At 62.4% G+C, this 18,522-nt stretch carries 19 protein-coding genes; all 19 read left to right on the top strand.

Going from position 1 to position 18,522, the window contains the following annotated elements:
* Positions 1-172: 172 nt before the first annotated feature.
* Positions 173-403, top strand: coding sequence for a hypothetical protein (locus B5F40_RS11455; protein WP_013978981.1), 231 nt, complete (start codon positions 173-175; stop codon positions 401-403).
* 211 nt (positions 404-614) lie between these two features.
* A complete protein-coding gene (locus B5F40_RS11450; protein WP_275531815.1) occupies positions 615-1,262 on the top strand; it encodes a TetR/AcrR family transcriptional regulator in 648 nt (215 codons plus the stop codon).
* Between the two features lie 73 nt (positions 1,263-1,335).
* Positions 1,336-3,129 carry an ABC transporter ATP-binding protein gene (locus B5F40_RS11445; RefSeq protein WP_087190378.1) on the top strand — a complete coding sequence of 598 codons (1,794 nt, stop codon included), beginning with the start codon at positions 1,336-1,338 and terminating at the stop codon, positions 3,127-3,129.
* A complete protein-coding gene (locus B5F40_RS11440; RefSeq protein WP_239443029.1) occupies positions 3,101-4,876 on the top strand; it encodes an ABC transporter ATP-binding protein in 1,776 nt (591 codons plus the stop codon). The genes B5F40_RS11445 and B5F40_RS11440 overlap by 29 nt, the downstream gene beginning before the upstream one ends.
* A gap of 24 nt (positions 4,877-4,900) precedes the next feature.
* Positions 4,901-5,482 (top strand): MptD family putative ECF transporter S component, encoded by a 582-nt coding sequence (locus B5F40_RS11435; RefSeq protein WP_013978977.1) that lies wholly within the window; start codon positions 4,901-4,903, stop codon positions 5,480-5,482.
* Positions 5,482-6,177 (top strand): energy-coupling factor transporter transmembrane component T family protein, encoded by a 696-nt coding sequence (locus B5F40_RS11430; protein ID WP_087190379.1) that lies wholly within the window; start codon positions 5,482-5,484, stop codon positions 6,175-6,177. Before B5F40_RS11435 ends, B5F40_RS11430 begins: the two co-directional genes overlap by 1 nt.
* Positions 6,178-6,236: 59 nt before the next feature.
* Positions 6,237-7,616, top strand: coding sequence for an ABC transporter ATP-binding protein (locus B5F40_RS11425; protein ID WP_239443030.1), 1,380 nt, complete (start codon positions 6,237-6,239; stop codon positions 7,614-7,616).
* Positions 7,617-7,882: 266 nt separating this feature from the next.
* Complete coding sequence (locus B5F40_RS11420) at positions 7,883-8,299, top strand: metal-dependent transcriptional regulator (RefSeq protein ID WP_087190381.1); 417 nt, start codon at positions 7,883-7,885, stop codon at positions 8,297-8,299.
* Between the two features lie 446 nt (positions 8,300-8,745).
* Entirely contained in the window at positions 8,746-8,970 is a 225-nt protein-coding gene (locus B5F40_RS11415; protein WP_013978973.1) for a helix-turn-helix domain-containing protein, read from the top strand.
* A gap of 63 nt (positions 8,971-9,033) precedes the next feature.
* Positions 9,034-9,267, top strand: coding sequence for a helix-turn-helix domain-containing protein (locus tag B5F40_RS11410; protein ID WP_015760595.1), 234 nt, complete (start codon positions 9,034-9,036; stop codon positions 9,265-9,267).
* A gap of 20 nt (positions 9,268-9,287) precedes the next feature.
* The gene (locus tag B5F40_RS11405; RefSeq protein ID WP_013978971.1) at positions 9,288-9,749 is read left to right on the top strand and encodes a transcriptional regulator; all 462 of its coding nucleotides are present in this window, start codon (positions 9,288-9,290) and stop codon (positions 9,747-9,749) included.
* A gap of 167 nt (positions 9,750-9,916) precedes the next feature.
* Positions 9,917-10,501: an ATP-binding protein gene (locus B5F40_RS11400; RefSeq protein ID WP_239443028.1), complete on the top strand. Its 585-nt coding sequence runs from the start codon at positions 9,917-9,919 to the stop codon at positions 10,499-10,501.
* A 133-nt stretch (positions 10,502-10,634) separates the two neighbouring features.
* Entirely contained in the window at positions 10,635-11,153 is a 519-nt protein-coding gene (locus tag B5F40_RS11395; RefSeq protein WP_015760597.1) for a hypothetical protein, read from the top strand.
* Between the two features lie 91 nt (positions 11,154-11,244).
* Positions 11,245-11,793, top strand: a complete 549-nt coding sequence (locus B5F40_RS11390; RefSeq protein ID WP_087190383.1) for a hypothetical protein — start codon at positions 11,245-11,247, stop codon at positions 11,791-11,793.
* Positions 11,790-13,622 carry a VirD4-like conjugal transfer protein, CD1115 family gene (locus B5F40_RS11385; protein WP_087190384.1) on the top strand — a complete coding sequence of 611 codons (1,833 nt, stop codon included), beginning with the start codon at positions 11,790-11,792 and terminating at the stop codon, positions 13,620-13,622. Before B5F40_RS11390 ends, B5F40_RS11385 begins: the two co-directional genes overlap by 4 nt.
* Positions 13,623-13,814: 192 nt before the next feature.
* Positions 13,815-14,030, top strand: a complete 216-nt coding sequence (locus B5F40_RS11380; protein WP_013978966.1) for a hypothetical protein — start codon at positions 13,815-13,817, stop codon at positions 14,028-14,030.
* 18 nt (positions 14,031-14,048) lie between these two features.
* A complete protein-coding gene (locus B5F40_RS11375) occupies positions 14,049-14,456 on the top strand; it encodes a PrgI family protein (protein ID WP_013978965.1) in 408 nt (135 codons plus the stop codon).
* Complete coding sequence (locus B5F40_RS11370) at positions 14,440-16,950, top strand: VirB4-like conjugal transfer ATPase, CD1110 family (protein ID WP_087190385.1); 2,511 nt, start codon at positions 14,440-14,442, stop codon at positions 16,948-16,950. Before B5F40_RS11375 ends, B5F40_RS11370 begins: the two co-directional genes overlap by 17 nt.
* Positions 16,943-18,517: a C40 family peptidase gene (locus tag B5F40_RS11365; protein WP_087190386.1), complete on the top strand. Its 1,575-nt coding sequence runs from the start codon at positions 16,943-16,945 to the stop codon at positions 18,515-18,517. Before B5F40_RS11370 ends, B5F40_RS11365 begins: the two co-directional genes overlap by 8 nt.
* Positions 18,518-18,522 lie beyond the last annotated feature (5 nt).

Here is an 18,522-nt window from a genome sequence, read left to right as displayed (position 1 = left end):
TTGCAGGCCAGACTGGGCGACTGGCTCAGTTTCGGATACCGCCCACTAGGCAACTCCTCGCTGAGCGAGGGGACGATATCGAGCGGCGGCGATGGCAACGAGCATCGCGCCATCGCCGCCAAGCCCCGCGACGCCGAGGTGCAGCGTCTGCCGCTCCGGAAGGAGCAGACGCATGGCAGTCGAATCAGCAGGATGCCCGTACGTCAAGATCCCCGTGCCGATACAGGACACGTACTCGGTGGCGGAGATAGCGATACTCTTACGTGTGAGCAGGAACGCGGTCTACGAATGGAGCCTCCTGGAGGACGACCCCCTGCCGCTCAGGAGGATGATGGGTAGAAAGAGGGGGCGCTTCGCGTTCAGGGACGAGCTGCTCGAGTGGAGCAAACGGCACGCGACGTGATTGTAGCCAGACAGAACCTTTCAGGACGCCCCGCTTCGATTCGAGTAGAGATAGTTCCCGCCCAAATTAACTAGGCGGTTCATCGAGGCTCCTCCGCCTATCAAGCCAAGGCCGCTTCTACCGAGATATCATGAGCGTAAGAGTTGACATTGACTAACTTTGGTGGCAAAATCCCCAACACGAAAGATAGCTAAGTTATTTTTGGAGGGAGGTGACCGCAGTGAGCAACGGCAACTACCAGGAGACGCACGAGCGCATCTTGAAGAGCGGTCTTGCGGCGTTTCTGGAAGAGGGGTTCGAGAAGGCGAACCTGCGCAGGATCTGCAAGGCTGCCGGCGTGACCACCGGGGCGTTCTACAAGCATTTTAAAGACAAGGAGGCGCTCTTCTCGGAGCTGGTCGAGCCGCTGGCGAGCATGATTCGCAAAGCTTACGCCCAAGGCGAGAAGCGAGGTTTCGCTGGGTACGACGAAGGGAAGCCCGTGACCCCGGAGCAGGTGCGCGCCGCGCTCGAGGCCAAGGCGGCGGGGACGCTCGCGACCACGGCGATGCTGTACTCCCATCGCGACATCTACGAGCTCCTTGTGTTCCGCTCCTACGGCACCCCCTACGAGCACTTTCTTGACTGGCTCGTCGACGAGGAGGACAGGACCACCCTCCGCGTTCTCGAGCTGATCCACGGCGCAGAGAAGGCTCGAGCCGTCATCTCGAAAGAGTCTCTCCACATCGTCAACCACGCGTTCTACAGCGCCCTTTCCGAGAATATCATCCACGCGAAGAGCGTCGAGGAGCTCAACGCGACGACCGAGGTCATTTCAACGTTCTTCAATGCGGGCTGGGAGAAATATCGCATGCTTTGACGACCCTTTCTTTTTTTTGCCGTCAAAGATAACTAAGTCATTATTAACCGAGACAATAGATTGAGGTGGTGCCATGACAGAGACAAGCGAGCAAGACCGGCAAAGGGACGAGGCGGGGCGGGAAGCCATCAGGCGCCTGTCCAGACCTGTCAAGGGACGCGTCATGCTGGCGCAGGCGTTCACCGTGCTCTCGGCGCTTCTGTCCTTTGCACCGTATTTGGCTTTGGTGTGGCTGGGGGATCTGTTCCTAGCGGGGGAAGGCCCGCTCGCGCAGGTCGATGCGTCTAAAGTGCACGAAATTGCGCTCCTTCTCGTTATGGCATTTCTCTCGCAGCTGTTCTTTCGCGCTCTTGCGCTCATCATCACGCATTTTGCCGATATGAAACTGCGCTACGTCATTCGCAAGGGTATCGTTGAGCGGTTGAGCCGCGCGCCTCTTGCTTGGTTTAGCGCTACGGAATCCGGCAAGGTCAGAAGCGCTGTGCAGGATGACACGAAGACGGTCCACACCGTCATCGCACACGGACCGGTCGACCGTCTTAACGGCGTTTTACAGCCGATGGTTCTTCTGGCTTTCATGTTCTGGATCAATTGGCGCTTGGCGCTCATCGGTATCGCCACAATCCCCTTCTATTTCCTGCTGCAGGCGCTCTCTATGAAGGATATGGGACCGAAAACCGCCGAGATGAACGGGCACCTTGCACAAGTGTCTTCGACGATGGTCGAGCTCGTGTCCGGCATCAAGGTGGTCAAAGCGTTCGGAAAAACAGGAGAGGCGCATCGTAATTACGCGGACGCAGCATCGGCATTCTCCCAGTCGTACTGGGACTGGTGCGCCCCGCTCATTGGGCTTTGCTCGATTGCCGGCGAGCTCATCTCCTCCCCCTTGCTGCTGCTGATCAACCTCGGCGGCGGCGCGCTTGTCATGGGGGCAGGGTTGGCCACTCTCCCCCAGGTTCTCGCGTGCGCGCTGATAGCCATCGTGCTTCCGACCGCCATCAGCGCTGTCGCCAACAGCACGTGGTCGTACCAGATGGCCGGCGCTGCCGCAGTCAGGCTGTGCGAGATTCTGGACACGCCGTCGATTCCCGAGTCGAAAACCTCAAAGAAGCCCGACGGGGTCGTCGTTGAGGTGAACGACGTATCGTACTCCTACGGCGATACCCAGGCCTTGCGCGGTGTCAGTCTTGTCCTTAATCCCGGCACCACGACGGCGCTCATCGGCCCGTCAGGCTCGGGTAAATCGACACTCGCCACACTCATCGCGCGCTTCGACGACCCGGAAAGCGGCTCCATCCGTTTCGGCGGCGTCGATCTGAGAGACATCTCCTCTCGTGATCTCTACAACATGGTTTCGTTCGTGCTCCAGGACCCGATGCTAATCAACGCCTCCATCGGAAGAAACATTTCTTTAGCTAAGCCGGAGGCTTCCCTGGAGGAGATTCGGGAGGCTGCCCGTACGGCGCAGATCGACGATTTCATCATGTCGCTGCCCAAGGGATACGACAGCGTTTTGGGAACCGACTGCTCGCTCTCAGGCGGTGAGAGCCAGCGCGTGAGTATAGCGCGTGCCCTTTTAGCTGATACGCCGATCCTCATCATGGATGAGGCCACCGCTTTTGCTGACCCGGATTCAGAGCTCGAAATCCAGAAAGCGCTGAGCGCCTTGGTCGAGGGCCGAACCGTTCTGGCCATCGCCCACCGGCTCAACGCTGTTCTAGGTGCCGATCAAATAGCCGTGTTGGAAGAAGGTAAGATCGTCGCCCTTGGAACGCATGCGGAGATTCAAGACAACGAGCATTATCAGGCGCTTCTCAAGCAGGGAGGCCTCTGCGGTAGTGAAGAAGAGGGCGATGCAGATGAGTAATTCCAAACGCTTCTTACCGAGACTTCGTCGTTATATGGACGAGGGTGATAGGCGCCAGCACCGTTTGGGAACTTTGCTCTACGCCCTTTCCGGCGTGATGTGCGGCATCGGTCTCGCCATCATGATGCCGGCGACCATGGCTCTCCAGTCCGGCGACCCCCAATGGGGCTTGACGTTTTGGGGCTGGGCAGTCGCGCTTGCGGCGGTGACAGTCGTCGGCTCAACAGCCTCGTTCTTCGGTACCAAGCTCAGCTATGCAGCGGGGTTAGGCTTCATGCGCAATATGCAGGTGGTCATCGGGAACAAGGTGTCGCGTTTGCCACTTGGCTGGTTTAAGGCGGATAGTGCCGGAAGGCTTTCGCGCATGGTTACGCAGGAAATGATCTCGACCGGACAGGCCGCCGCTCTTTATGTTGGCCAGCTTATAAAAAACGCTGCCGCCGCAATCGTGTTCTGTGCTGCCGTGTGGCTTTGGAGCTGGCAAATTGGAATCATGCTGACGCTTTCCATCCCAATCCTTTTCCTTCTTCTGCGCGTTTCACAGGCATGCGTCGGAAAAGGAAACGGGTTAGAGGATTCCGCCGAGCGGGACATCGCCGCGAGGATAGTCGAGTTCGCACGATGCCAGGGAGCCCTGCGCGCCTGCCGTGCGGGCGCCGACTATGAGGAGCTCGAGAGCAGTTTCGTAGAAGGTAGAAAGCGGTCGATCCGCGGCCTGTGGTGGAGTGCCCTCGGCGAAATTCTTTCCGGAACAAGCGTGCAGATGCTCGTTGTGAGCATGATCATTGCGGTGAGCTACTTGGGTGCAAGCGGAAGCATCGGGGCACTTGAGACGGTGGTCATGATCGGCGTCGCATTAAGGTTCACCACGCTCCTCAACGAGATTGCCTCAGCCCTATTCGGTATGGAGGACCGCCGGGCAATGCTCGACGGCATGGACGAGGTCGTCGAAGCAGCCGAGCTGCCGGTTGTAGGCGAGTCGAGAGCCCGCCCGACCGATGCAAGCGTCCGAATGGGAGAGGTTCGCTTTTCTTACATGAAGGAGAAGCCAATCCTTCGTGGAGTTGACCTCGACGTTCCGGAAGGCAGTATGGTCGCCATTGTAGGCCCGTCTGGTTGCGGCAAGACAACTATGCTCAAGCTAATCGCGCGTTTTTACGACGTCGACGATGGAGCGGTCAGGATCGGCGGCGTAGACGTCCGCGATATGACGACAGAGGATCTTTTCGCTCGGGTGTCTTTCGTTTTCCAAGACGTCTATCTCTTTAACGACACGCTGAGAAACAACGTCCTTATGGCGAACCCAGATGCTTCGGAGGAGCAGCTTCGCGCGGTCGCTGACCTTGCCGGGGTGACGGAGGTCGTCGAGCGCCTTCCTGAGGGCTGGGAGACGCTGTGCGGCGAAGGAGGTCGCTCGCTTTCCGGCGGCGAGCGGCAGCGCGTTTCCATTGCTCGAGCGCTTCTCAAGCAAGCCCCCATCGTGCTCCTGGACGAGGCGACGTCGGCTCTCGATGCGGAAAACGAGAAGAACGTCGTTCGCTCAATAGAGACGCTCAAACGACGCTCCACGCTCATCGTGGTCGCGCACAAGCTCGAAACCGTGCGCATGGCGGACAAGATCGTGGTCATGGACAGCTCGGGCAAGGTTGCGGAGACAGGGACGCACAACGAGCTGATCGCCCTCGAAGGAGAATACAAAGACTTCTGGGACAAGCGCAACGCAAGCTCCCAGTGGCAATTGGTCTAGCAAACAGAGCAAAAGGAGGCTCACATGAAACTGAAGGACATCGCGACAATAGCGGTACTGGGAGTGATCGGATTCGCTCTCGGGATGGGCGTCGGCATGATAACAGGCATGTTCGGCGCGCTTTCCATGTACGTCTCGGCGGGATTTGCGGCCTTCTTCGTCGGTCCCGTTTACACCATCATGGCGCGCAAGGTGCAAAAACGGGGGACGGCCTTCTGCTTCTGGTTGATCTACGGCGTGCTCTACGCGATCATGGGCTTCGCCGTCGCGACGCCCCTGTGCCTGATCGCGGGCATCGTCGCAGAGATCATCGCCGGCGACTACGGAAACAAGAAGAGGGTGTGGCTGTCGTTTTCGGCATCGATGTTCATCTACTCGATGCACATGATAGTGTTCGTGCTCGTTCTGGGATCCGATGGGCTGGCGACTTTCGTCGAGAGCATCTCGCTTGAACAGGCGCAGCAGATGGTGGCGATGTACACGGTCGATATGATGGTCATCTGCGTGCTGATCAATATTGTGACCGAGCTTCTGGCCGGGCGTTTCGGAATGTTCATTAACGACAAGTTCTTCGAAAAGGGCGCGAAGGAAAGCAGGCTGGGTTGATGGGGCGAACGGGTCTGCTCGACAGCGGGCGCGAGGGGCATCTGCACCCGCTGACGCTCTTCGCGCTGACGCTTCTGGCGCTCATCCAAGCGTTTCTCGCCAATCAGCTGGTATATGCCCTCGTTCTGGCGCTGTCGTTTCTCGTCCTTTTGGACGTCTCGCCGGCATCCTTCTTGAGGCAGCTCGCGCTCTTTGCGGTGGCATGCGGGGTCGTGCAGCTGATCCTGCATGTCGACATCGGCTATGTCACGAGCATCTTCCTGGGCGTGGCGGTTTTGGTGGTGAGGGTCTTCCCCGTCGTCAACATCGGTTGTGCCCTCATGATGACGAGCTCCTCGAAGCTTCTGGCGAGCATGCGCAAGCTGCACGTTCCGAACAGAGCCGCAGTCGGCGCAGTCATAGGGTTGCGCTTCCTCGACGAGATGGGCGGCCGCGTGAAGGAGATAAAGCGCGGGATGCGGGTTCGCGGGCTGCGCCCGAGCCCGCTTCGTCCCGTGCACGCCTTCGAGCTCTACTTCGTTCCCCTTGTGTACAAGTGCCTGCACGTGAGCGAGACGCTCGTCTCCTCCGTGATTTCGAAAGGAATCGAAGCGAATTGCGAAAAGACGAGCTACCGAAGTCTCTCCTTCGGTCTGCTTGACGGAGCCGCCTTGGGCGTCGGAGTCGTTCTTTTGGGGGTCGCGGTATGGATGTGATTGACGTCGACATTCGGTCTTTCTCATACAAGGGAGAAGGTCTCGCGGCATTGAAGAACGTGCGGTTTTCGGTGGAGCGCGGCGAGCTCGTCGTACTCACCGGCAACTCCGGGTGCGGGAAGACCACTCTCATGCGCGCCATGAACGGCTTGATTCCCGATCAGTACGAAGGCGAGCTCGATGGGAGAATCGAGCTTCTCGGGAAAAGCCTGGGAGAGTTCTCCTCCGGCGAGCTCGCCCGCACGATCGGCAACGTGTTCCAGAATCCGACCGACCAGTTCTTCACCCGCAAGGCGGCCGACGAGGTGGCCCTCGTCGGCGAGAATCTGGGCATGCCTCGCGAGGAGCTGATCGAAAGGGTCGAGTCGGCTTTCGAGAGCATGAAAATCGCGCATCTGGCGGGCAAGGACCTCATAGGCCTCTCGGGAGGAGAGAAGCAGCGCGTCGCCATAGCCTCGACGCTCGTCTACGACACCCAGGTGATTTTCTTCGACGAGCCGTCCGCTAGCCTCGACCACGAAGGGATAGAGGACTTTCGCCGAATCCTCGCCGATTTGAAGGCTCTCGGCAAGACCGTCGTCATCGCCGAGCACAGGCTTTACTTTCTGGCGGATCTCTACGACAGGCTCCACGTCATGGCGGGCGGCCAAATCGTCGATTCGTTCGCAGCGGGTCGGCTTCGTGCTGAGGATTGCGCGCGCTATGGGCTTCGTGCACTTGATTTGCACGGCTTGAATCCGGAAAACCACCGTCAGCTTGGGGCAGAGACTGCCTCAATGAAGGGCGTTTCGGTCTCCGCAGGCGGGCGAGCCCTGATCGGGCCCTTGACGCTCTCTTTGCGAGAGGGCGAGGTTATGGGCGTCCTTGGGGCAAACGGAGTCGGAAAGAGTACGCTCGCCCGGGCGATGTGCGGCCTTGCCGGCGGTCGACAGGCCTTCTCGTGGGGAGTTCGGCCTCGGCAGAGGCTTCGCCGCTCGTACTACATGATGCAAGACGTCGATTACCAGTTGTTCTTCGACACGGTGGAAAACGAAATCCTGACCGACCAGAAGAACATCGACAACGGCCGTCTCGATGAGGTGGCGCGTATCGTCAGGGCCATCGACCTATGGGACAAGAGGACCGAGCATCCGCAAAACCTATCAGGGGGCCAGAAGCAGCGTTTGGCGCTGGCTTGCGCCTTTCTGAGCAGCAAGGAGATCGTCGTTCTGGATGAGCCGACATCGGGCCTCGACTTCATGCACATGGCGAGGATTGCCGGGCTCATCGAGGAGCTTGCCGAAGGCCGTCCCGTAGCTGTTATCACCCATGACCTTGAGTTCTTGTTCAAGGTCTGTACTTCGGCTCTGATGGTGGGGCGAGACGGCTGCGAGAAGGTCGACCTGCGGGCGCCCGGATCCAGCAAAAGCGTCCTTAGGTTCATGGGGTGCGTTCGTTAGTTGTCTTCACTCGACGTAGCGGAAGCCGATTCCACGTCCCTTCCCGGATGGCAGAAGAGGCGTGCCGCATGGAGCAGTGCATCTACGGATTCTTTCGAGAACCCCTCCTCCTGCCTGGAGCGGATCGAGGATTCTCTTCGATGAGGGATCGGCATCGCCAATCGGCCGGCCCCATCGTCTTAGCCGATGCGGGGTCGGCTCGTGCGGCGGACTGTTCGCGAAGCCGTGTCGCCTGCAGGGACTAGGCGAACGAGAGGATGATTTGAATGAGGGATGAAGCCGATGCGAGCTGCGGCTCACGGAGCAGGGCGACAACCAAGTCGTCCGAAGACTACCTCGAGGCCATCCTCGTGATCCGCCGCCTGCGCGGGTCGTGCCGCAACGTGGACATCGCCGAGCGCCTGGGCTTCTCGAAGGCGAGCGTCACCAAGGCGCTCGGCAACCTGGCTCGTAAGGGCCGTGTCGAGGTGGTCGATCACGACGTTCGCTTGACCGCAGCTGGAAAGCACCTTGCCGAGGAGACGCTATCTAAACACCGCTTCTTCGAGCGTCTGCTCGCCAACGCCGGGGTGAATGCGGAAGTTGCCTCCAAAGAGGCATGCCGCATGGAGCACTGCATCTCCACGGATTCTTTCGAGAAGCTCTCCTCCCACCTAGGGCGGATTCAGGATTCCCTTCGATAAGGGATCAGCATCACCAAGCGACCGGCCTCATCGCCTTTGACAATGCTGTGCCGGCTCATATTCCAAAATAGCCACGATTCGTCTGGCGAGTTCCCCTACCAGCAAAGCGGCCCTCCGAATTGGACGGGGCCGCTTTGCTATGCCGTTCTCTTCTTCCTTGTCAGGTCCCCACCTCATCATCTCGATTATCTGCGGCCAAGGCCTTCAAGTTGCAGGACGCATCCCGAAAATCAAGGCACATAAAGCAAAACTACTACCTGGGTGGCGCTTGCGGCGGATTGCGCAGATTTCGTCAACGAATGACATGCAGGGACTTAGCGGGACAAGCCCGCTTTTACCGTTTTGACCCCATTCGACTCCGGCTCGAACATGACCGAAAGGACTTTATTGGAGCTATCGGTGCTCGAAACGCTTTAAGAGCGCCTTGTGGAGACGAAAGGAAACCCATGGACGTATCGGAAGACGGCATCAGAGGCCTTCGGCGATTCGGAGGATCGAGCCGATCGCTGTCCGACCTCGTTGATGCGGAGGAAGTGTCCCGGCATCTCGGAATAACGCCCAGAAGGGTGCTGTCGATGGCCCGCAAGGGCTCGATTCCCTGCGTGAGGCTCAGCGCGAAGACCATTCGCTTCGATATCGAAGCTGTCGACCGGGCCCTTGGAAGGCGGTAGGCATGCTGACGGCGCTCTTGCGCGCGCTGCCGCGTTCCGCCGCCTTCGGAAGGAGCACTCGACATGATTTCTGATAGAAAAACATCTGGCGTCTTCGTCAAGACGCCCGTCCTTGTCCAGGACACGTATTCGGTCGAGGAGATTGCAATTCTGTTCCGCGTAAGCCGAAACAGCGTCTACGAGTGGCACAAGCGCGAGGACGACCCCCTGCCTTTGAGGCGCATGAACGGCAAGAAGCGCGGGTTCTTCGCCTATCGCGACGAGCTCCTCGAGTGGAGCAAGCGCAATGCGGTCTAGGGACGCGGGGAACGACCGGCATGGCGGAGCGTAGCGACGAGGCTTTCATCATCGTAAGGGAGTTCATGACGAGGGGGCTCGGCCTCACAGGCCTCCCCCTCCTTGTGTACGCCCGGATCTACGGCTTCTGCGAAAGCGGATCCCCCTACTTCGAGAGCAAGGCGCATCTGGGCAAGATTCTCGGAGTCGACACGCGAAGCGTTGTCCGAGCGGTGAGGAAGCTCGAGGAGGCGGGCCTTGTGTTCGAGGTAGGCCGCCAAGAGCTTTCCAAAGGGAGGGAGACGAAGGTCTACCGCATAGACTTCGAGGCGGCCCGAAGGGCGAAGGGGGCAATCGAGGGGGCCGGCCAGTCGACGCATGGCGAAATGCCATCGGATGACCGCGGGCCGCGCCCGTGCCGCCTTCTGCATGACCAGACGCCATGCCGACCCCTGACGCCTTGCCAGCTAATAACAAAGACGGAAAACAAAGATTACAGATAGGACGTGCCATGGGCGAATCGAAGCCGACGCATTCGGAGGCTTGCTGCGAATACTGCGGTCGCCCCCTCGCTCCATGCGTGGTCGAGTTCGGCGCCAGGCGGATCGTCGCGGGGTTCCGCGAATGCGACTGCGAGGGCGCACGCGGGCAAAGGGCGCGAGCCGAGAGGATGGAAGCCGCGAAGAGGGAAGCGCGCCTGGCCGAGCGCCGCAAGCGCGCGGGGATCCCGAAGCGGTTCCTCGGCGCGACCGTCCAGCACCAGGACCTCATCGACTACCTCGAGTCGTTCGAAGGCAGCGCAGGGCGAGGCCTCTACATATACGGCTCGGTCGGAAGGGGGAAAAGCTATTCAGCCGCAGCCTTGGCGAACGCCTTCGTGGACGCCGGCTACCGCACGGTGTTCACAACGGCATCGGCGATGCTCGAGAGGATCAAGGCGAGCTTCTCGGGGAACGGGGAGACTGATTCGGTCATTTCCAGATACGCTGCATGCGACGTCCTCGTCCTCGACGACCTCGGCAAAGAGGATGCCAAGGAGTGGTCCTCGAACATGATGTTCCTTGTGATAAACGCCCGATACGAAAACATGAGGCCGACCATCTTCACCTCGAACTACTCGCCCCAGGCGCTATCGAAAAGGCTTGGAAGGAAGGGAGAGACGGAGACCGCCGAGGCTATCGCGAGCCGGCTCTCGGAGACCACCATCCCCATCCACCTCACGGGGCCGGATATGAGGATTGCGTCAAGGATGTGACCGACGGGACTTGCCGGGACGACGGCGCCTTCTCCCGCCGACGCCATCGGCGAGTCTGTGAGTAAATCGCGACAAGAATCGAGGGCAGTCGGCGTGCGGATGGCAGCCGACTCCGGAAGGCGATGGAGGAACGATGACGGGCAGGTTGAAGGAAGCCGACGAGAGAACCAAGCGGGAGCTCGCCGACAAATGCCAGGAGAACGGCTGGCTCAGGCGGGGCGGATACCCCTGGCAAGACGACCCCTACCTCGAGGAATACCCCTACGAGTTCGCGAAGGCCGGCAGCGTGGAAGAGCTGCGCGGCTTCTTCGCGCACGGAAACTGGGCGCTGCGCCAGGGGATCGTGTACGAGGATCTCGCCTTCGTGCAGCAGGTCGACGGCGGCGACGAGTGGTGGACGCTGAAGCGCACCGACTCCGGCTGGCTCGCCTTCGAGAGTTGGTCCTTCGGCCGCATCGTGCAGGAGCCCGAGAGGTTCTCACATGCGATAGAGTGCATGCATCGCGCAACTCCAGAGCAGTGCAAGCGCCTCGAGTACATGGAGGCGGTTCCGAGCATCGAGGATGCCGCCAGACGCGCACGCGATTCCATCCAGCAACTGAACAAAACGGCGATGACGCCCACGCGCGGCGCGCGGGCGGAGCTTCGCTGAACACACTTACGAAGGCGGGTTCACCCCGCCTTCTCTGTTTTCGGAAAGCGACTGGGACAGTCTGTCCCACCAAGAGGAAGGGACAAGAAGCATGACAAACGACTTCGGCGACGACTCCGGCGAGAAGCTCGTCGACTGGATGATCCGCATAGGCCAGGATGCCGGCGAGGCGGCCATGATGGCCAGCGGCGAGCGGCTCGCATCGGCGTTCAGGCGCGCCCGCAGCGAAGACGCAATCGAAGGCGGGGCCGAACCTGGCCGCAGCGTGGCCGAGTGGGCAAAGCTCGACCTGTCCGAATTCACAGCGCTTCCCGAGTACGAGACCATCCGCCAGGTCATCGACAAGAAACTCTCGCGCGAGGGCATCCGACACGAGTTCGCGCCCATGCCGGAGGGCGAGCATCTCGTCTTCATGGTCGAGGACGCGCCTGCGGTCAACGACGCCTTCAAGGACCTCGAGAAGACCACGCGCGCATCCGCCCAGCGCGCGGGAAAGGAACTCTCGCAGATGCGCGAGCGTATCAAGGGCGAACCCATCGCGGAGAAGGCGGCGCGCGCCAGGGAGGCGTCATCCCGACTGGAGGCCGCCAAGGGAAAGTCGCGCGAGATGTCGCGCGGCGTCGAGACGAGGGCGAAATGAGGCCGCTTGCGCAGGCGCTCGCGGCGGGTGCCGCAAGCGCCGCCTGCTTCTGCGCCGGAGACGCGCTCGCGGCTGCGGCCGCCGCGTCGGGGTTCCCCGCATGCGACGCCCCAGTCCTGCTGTCGGCGATTCCCGAAACGGGGCTCGCGGCGGAGCCCATGGCGCTTGCCGTGGGCCTCATGGCCGCATGCATACCCTGGGCGGTCTGGGCGCGCAGCCTCGTGCGCGCGGGCACGTACCGCCAGGGCGAGGAGCACGGCTCCGCCCGCTGGGGAACCCTCAAGGAGGGACGAGCGTTCATGGACAGGAAAGACAAGGCGAACAACATCCTGCTCTCGAGGGACTTCGCGCTCGCGCTCAAGCCGAAGCGCTTCGACCTCAAGCACGACCGCAACCGCAACGTCTGCGTGCTCGGCGGCCCCGGATCGGGCAAGACGCGCTACTACGTCAAGCCCAACCTCATGCAGGCAAACGCCGACTTCCTCGTCACCGATCCCAAGGGAACCCTCCTCGGCGATGTCGGCTGGATGCTCGAGGACGCCGGATACGACATACGCACCTTCGACACGACCGACTTCTCCCGCTCGATGCACTACAACCCGCTTTCATACGTGAAGGACCAGGCCGACATCCTCGTCTTCGTGGAGTGCCTGATCAAGAACACCACGCCCGACGACCGCAAGGGGTCGGATCCCTTCTGGGAGAACTCCGAGCGCCTGCTCTACACGGCGCTGGTGGCCTACCTCGTCTACCACGCGCGACCCGAGGAGAGGGACCTCAACTCCCTCATGCTGCTACTGAGCCTCGCGGAGGCGCGCGAGGAGGACGAGTCCTACATGAGCCCGCTCGACCTCATATTCGAGGAGCTCGAGACGGGCATGCGCTTCATGGAGCGCGGGCGCGGGCGCGAGGCGCGGGAAGAGCGCCCCTTCGACGACGGGGGCGACTGGGGCTGGGTCCGCATCGCCGAGCCCCGCGACCCGGAGGAGGACTTCGCGCTGTCGAACTACCGCGCCTTCAAGGTGGCGGCCGGGAAGACCCTGAAGTCGATCATCATTAGCTGCAACGTGCGCTTGAAGCCCCTTTCGGTCGATGCGGTCTCCGATCTCGTCGCATACGACGAGATGGCGCTCGACTCTCTCGGCTCGGGAGAGGGCAGCCACGCCATCTTCGCGAGCATGTCGGACTCGGACTCGACCTTCGACTTCCTCTTCGCGCTCCTCATGTGGCAGGCGACGAGCGTCCTGTACAAGACGGCTCTCGCTCGCTTCGGGGGCTCGCTCAAGCGCCCCGTGCACTTCCTGCTCGACGAGTTCGGCAACATCGGCACGGTGCCCGATTTCGAGAGGGTCATCGCCACGGCCCGCTCGCGCAACGTGGGCTTCAGCATCATCCTGCAGTCGGCCAGCCAGCTCGAGCGCGCCTACAAGAAGGAGGGCGCGAAGACCATCCTGGACTGCTGCGACACCGTGGTGTTTCTCGGCGGCAAGTCGACCGAGACCAACGAGATGATCTCCAAGATGGTCGGCAAGCAGACCGTGAAGGTGCTCACGGAAAGCGACTCGAGGGGCGCGAACCGCTCCACCACCCAGAACTACAACGTGATCGAACGCGACCTCATGACGCCCGACGAGGTGGGAAGGCTCCCGCGCGACGAGTCGATCGTGCTCATCAGCGGGACCTACCCCCTGAAGGGCGCGAAGTACCGCATCGAGGAGCATCCCTCCTATCCCGAGGTGGACCCCGGGCATGCGGGCGCGAGGCACGAGGAGCGTTTCGACTTCAAGGAGTACCGGGAAAGGAGAGGCGGTGATGCGCCCATGAGATGAGAGATGGGACGGCGGGAGCCGACACTCCCTTGACAAGCGCGGCGCGGCCAGCTTCCACACAAGCCCGCCGCGCGCCGTCCCGGATGCAAAGGGGCGCGAGATGCGCTCCGCAACCAATTGTACCAACTGGGGCGGCCGCCTCAAACCCAACCGTTGCGGCCGCCCACAAGCAAGACATGCAAAGGAGCCAAGATGCTCTCAAACATCATCGGACTCGTCTCCGGCTGCGTCACGTTCCTCGGCGGCTTCCTGGTCGTCTGGGGCGCGGTCTCTCTCGGGCTCGCCATCCGAGAGCAGCAGGGAGGCGCCCAGATCGCCAGCGCGATCTCGACCATCGCTGGCGGGGCGATCATCATCGCCGCCGCCATCTACTTCGGCCAGCTCGACACGTCCTGGCTCCCCGCCTAAGGGAAGGAGGATGTGCAAATGCTATCCGTAAGGGTCCAGAAGGACATCGGCGAGTACACCGAGAAGATCGTGGGCAAGCTCTCCGCGCGCACGCTCGCGTGCCTCGCAGGCGGACTCGCCTCCGCCGTCGGAGCCGCGGCGCTCTGCCAGTTCGCCCTCGGCATCGAGGTGCGCGACGCCGCCCTGCCGGTCATGTGCGCGTCGCTGCCGTTCTGGCTCGCGGGGTTCTGGCGGCCCCATCACATGAAATTCGAGAAGTTCGTCCCGCTCTGGCTCGACTTCAAGCTCGAGGACCAGAGGATCCTCTACCGCTCCACCCCCGTGCTCGAGGGCGCGCAGACCTCTCCCGTGCCGGGACGCCCTTCGCGAAAGGCCAAGCGCAAGGCGAAGAGGAAGGGGGCGGAGGCGAATGCTGCTGTTCGATAAGACCAATAAGAAACCCAAGGAAAAGGAGGCGGCGGCACGCAAGGGCAGGCTGCCCGTGTGCGGCGCGCATGCCCGCACGACGGGGCTCGAGGAAGAGGAGAAGAAAGTCGAGCAGGCGGCGCGCCGCAAGAGGCGCGCGCGAGCCGAGGCCAAAGACGTCCTTTCCGCAATCGGCTACGACGCCATGTACGCCGACGGGACCGCGCAGGTCGAGGAGGGCCTCTTCAGCCAGACCATCGAGTTCGGGGACATCAGCTACCAGTCCGCGCGCGAGGAGAACCAGCAGTCGGTGTTCGCGGCGATGAGCGAGCTCTACGACTACTTCGGCTCGGAGACCTCCGTGCAGCTCACCATAACCAACACTCCCATACCCGAGCGCGAGATCGGGCGCAAGCGCTTCTTCGAGAAGAGCGACCCGCGCGTCGACGAGTACGTCGAGGAGTACAACCGCATCCTCAACGACAAGATGCGCGAGGGGGTCTCCAACCTCGTGCGCCACCGCTATCTCACCTTCCTCGTGGGGGCAGACGACCTCGACGCCGCCGCGCCCAGGCTCGCCCGAGCCCGCGGCGACTGCATGCAGACGCTCGCCCGCATCCGCTGCGAGGCGCGCATGCTCGACGGGGCAGAGCGCCTCGAGCTCGTCCAGTCACAGCTGCGGCCGAAAGCGGAGTTCACCTTCTCGTGGGACAAACTGTCCCAGCTAAGCGGGCTTCGCACCAAGGACCTCATCGCGCCCTCGGTGCTCGACTTCAAGCCGGACGGGCGCGCCGACTGCTACCGGGCGGACGGCACCTGGTGCCGCGTGCTGGTCTTCCGCGGATTCGGCAGCGATCTCGAGGACGACTGCATCGCCAACGTCGTAGACCTGCCGATGCCGCTCAACGTCACGCTCCACATCCATCCCATGGGCAAGGCCGCCGCGGTGGCCTACGTGAAGAAGCGCATCGCCTGGATGGACAAGGAGGTCATCGACGAGCAGATGAGCGCGGTCAAGAAGGGCTACGACTTCTCCATCCTGCCTCCCGAGCTCTCGCACTCCAAGGAGGAGGCCGAAGAGCTCCTCGACCAGCTCCAGAACAAGAACCAGCGACTGTTCACCTACACGGGGCTCGTGTTCACCTACGCGGACACGGCAGAGGCCCTCGACCACCAGACCCGCCAGATTATGGCGGCGGCGCGCCAGCGCTCCATCGAGGTGGAGCCGCTTTCGTACCGCCAGCGCCAGGGCATGAACTCGATCCTGCCTTTGGGGCTCAACCACGTGGAGGTTTCGCGCTACATGACGACCGCGCAGATCGCCATACAGATGCCCTTCGCCTCCCAGGAGCTCAACCAGGAAGGCGGCGGCTACTACGGCCAGTCCAAGCAGTCGGGCAACCTCGTCATCTGCAACCGCAAGAAGCTCGCGAGCCCCATGGGGTTCGTCTGCGGCAAGCCGGGCTCGGGCAAGAGCTTCAGCGTCAAGCGCGAGATCATGAACACTATCCTGGCCTATCCCGACGACGAGGTAATCGTCTTCGACCCGGCGGGCGAGTACGCGCCGGTCGTGGAGCCCGCGGGCGGCACCTGCATACGCTTCTCGCCGGACACCGACACGTTCATGAACCCCTTCGACCTCTCCGACGTCGCCGACAAGGCCAACCAGGCGCAGCTCGCCTTCAAGATCGACGCGATACTGGCGCTCTCGAGCGCGACCATGGCAGAGGGGCGCGAGGGGCTGCCCGAGGCAGACAAGTCGATCATCAGCCGCTGCGTGGAGCTTGCCTACATGCGCTGCGAGGACAAGGGCCGCCTGCCGATCCTCGGCGACTTCTACGAGCTGCTGCTCGACCAGGAAGAGCCCGAGGCGCGCGACATCGCGCTGCGCTACGAGCGCTACGTGAAGGGCGCGCTGTCGTTCTTCAACCACCAGAGCAACGTCGGCTTCGAGAACCGCATCACCAACGTCGACTTCAAGGACCTCTCGCAGAACATGAGGGTCTTCGGCATGCTCACGGCGCTGGAGGCGGTGCGCAACCGCATGTACGCGAACTTCGAGCGCGGCGTGACCACCTGGCTCTACATCGACGAGGTGCAGAGCCTCTTCGGGCACCCTGCGATCATCAGCTACTTCTCTAAGTTCTGGGCGGAGGGCCGCAAGTTCAACCTCATCTGCACGGGCATCACGCAGAACTCGACCTACATGCTCGAGCACGAGGACGCCCGCAACATGGTGCTCAACTCGGACTTCGTGCTGCTCCACAAGCAAAGCCATCTGGATCGGAAAAGCTGGGTGGACCTGCTGGCCCTCTCGGCGCAGGAGGAGGGATACATCGACGACTCCATCAAGGCAGGCGAGGGGCTTCTGGTGGCGGGAGGCGTGCGCGTGCCCCTCAAGGACGACTTCCCGAAGGGCGCGCTCTACGACCTGTTCAACACCAAGCCCGAGGAGATCGCCCAGATAAAGCGCGCCCAGGCGTTCGCGCGGGCCCGGGAGGGCGGCGATGCCTGAGAGCGTTGCGAAATACTCGACCGACTCCGAACGCCTCGAGGCGACAAGCCGCGAGCAGGCGCGTGCGCTCGGGATGGACGACCGGCCAGACGCCATCTCGGCAGGGATCGTGAAAGGATCGACCGAGCGCGCGGGCGAGGCGCTCTCATCGAGGGGCAAATCTCCGGGGCGGGGCAGGGCGGACCTCGCCGAACCCTCCCCTGCCGGTGCGGGCAGGCCGAAGGCGAAATCCCGCCTCGCCGCCCAGGCCAGGGGGAACCTCAAGCGCGCGATCGCCGATGCCGCCGCGTCCGAGGCAGACGACTCCGAGGAGCTCTCCGGCATCGGACAGGCGAGCAGCACCTTCCGCGGCGCACGCTCCGTCATCGCACGGCATTCCGCCTCCAAGAAGGCCACTGCCGCCTCGAAGCCTAAAGGCCCGCTGAAAGGGGCCGCAAAGCATGCCAAGGCGGGGGCCTTCGGTCAAGGCGCTGCCGCGAAGGCCCGGCATGCGGCCGTCAGCCAGGCATCTGCCGGGGCCGCGAAGGCGGCTGCATCCGCCGGCGGCAAGGGCGCGGTCGTGAGCGCGGTCTCGTCGGTCGCCGTCCCCGTGGCAGGCGTGCTCGCAGCGGTCGTGGCGTTCCTGCTCGCCGTGCTCGCAATCTCCCAGATCGTGAGCGCCCTCTTCGGCTTCTGGGAAAACGAGGCGTCCAAAGCCTCCCTCGAGGGGCTGCCGCCCTACATCACCTACGAGATGGTCGAGGAGGCGCTCGCGTGCCAGGAGGAGTACGGGCACCCCGCAGGATGCACGATCGCGCAGATCATCGTCGAGTCGGGGCAGGGCGACCACCTCTCGGGGCTCGCCACGCAGGACCACAACCTGTTCGGCATGAAGTGGTCGAGCGCCTACGCGCTGTGCGAGGAGGTCGCGGGGAAGAGCTCGTGGAGGACCGGCGAGGAGTACGGCGGCGAGCAGGTCACCGTCACGGCGGATTTCATCAGCTTCGTCGGCGACGCGGAGTGCATCCGCTTCCGCAGCCGCGTCTTCCTGCAGGCCGATCGCTACGCGTCAAACGCGCTCATACGCGAGGCGATTGCGAACCACGACTCGGACAAGATGGCCGAAGGGCTCAAGGATGCGGGATGGGCGACGAGCTCGAGCTACGTCGAGAGCCTGAAATCCGCCATGGAGACCTACGGCCTCTACCGTTTCGACGGCATGAGCCTGGAGGACTTCAGGTCCGGGGCGGTCTCGGCAGACGCGATCGTCTCCGCCGCCTACAGCCAGCTCGGTGTCCCCTACGTGTGGGGCGGGACGACCCCGGGCGTCGGCCTGGACTGCAGCGGCCTCACCCAGTATTGCTACAAGCAGGCCGGCATCTCGATACCGCGCAACACCGAGGCCCAGTACGCGCAGGGAAAGAAGATCGCGCTCTCGGAGGCGCAGCCCGGCGACATCCTCTACCGCATGGGGCATGTCGGCATCTACATAGGGGGCGACCGCTACATCCACGCGCCCCATCGGGGCGAGGTCGTGAAGATCGCGAGCGGGATCTCGAGCTTCACCTGCGCCCTGTCGTATCGATAGACAAG

Origin of the sequence: Gordonibacter sp. An230, assembly GCF_002159915.1 — a bacterium.
In the GTDB taxonomy this organism is placed as follows: Bacteria; Actinomycetota; Coriobacteriia; order Coriobacteriales; family Eggerthellaceae; genus Rubneribacter.
Note: the sequence above shows the minus strand (reverse complement) of the source record. Positions and strands in the feature narration are given on the sequence as shown.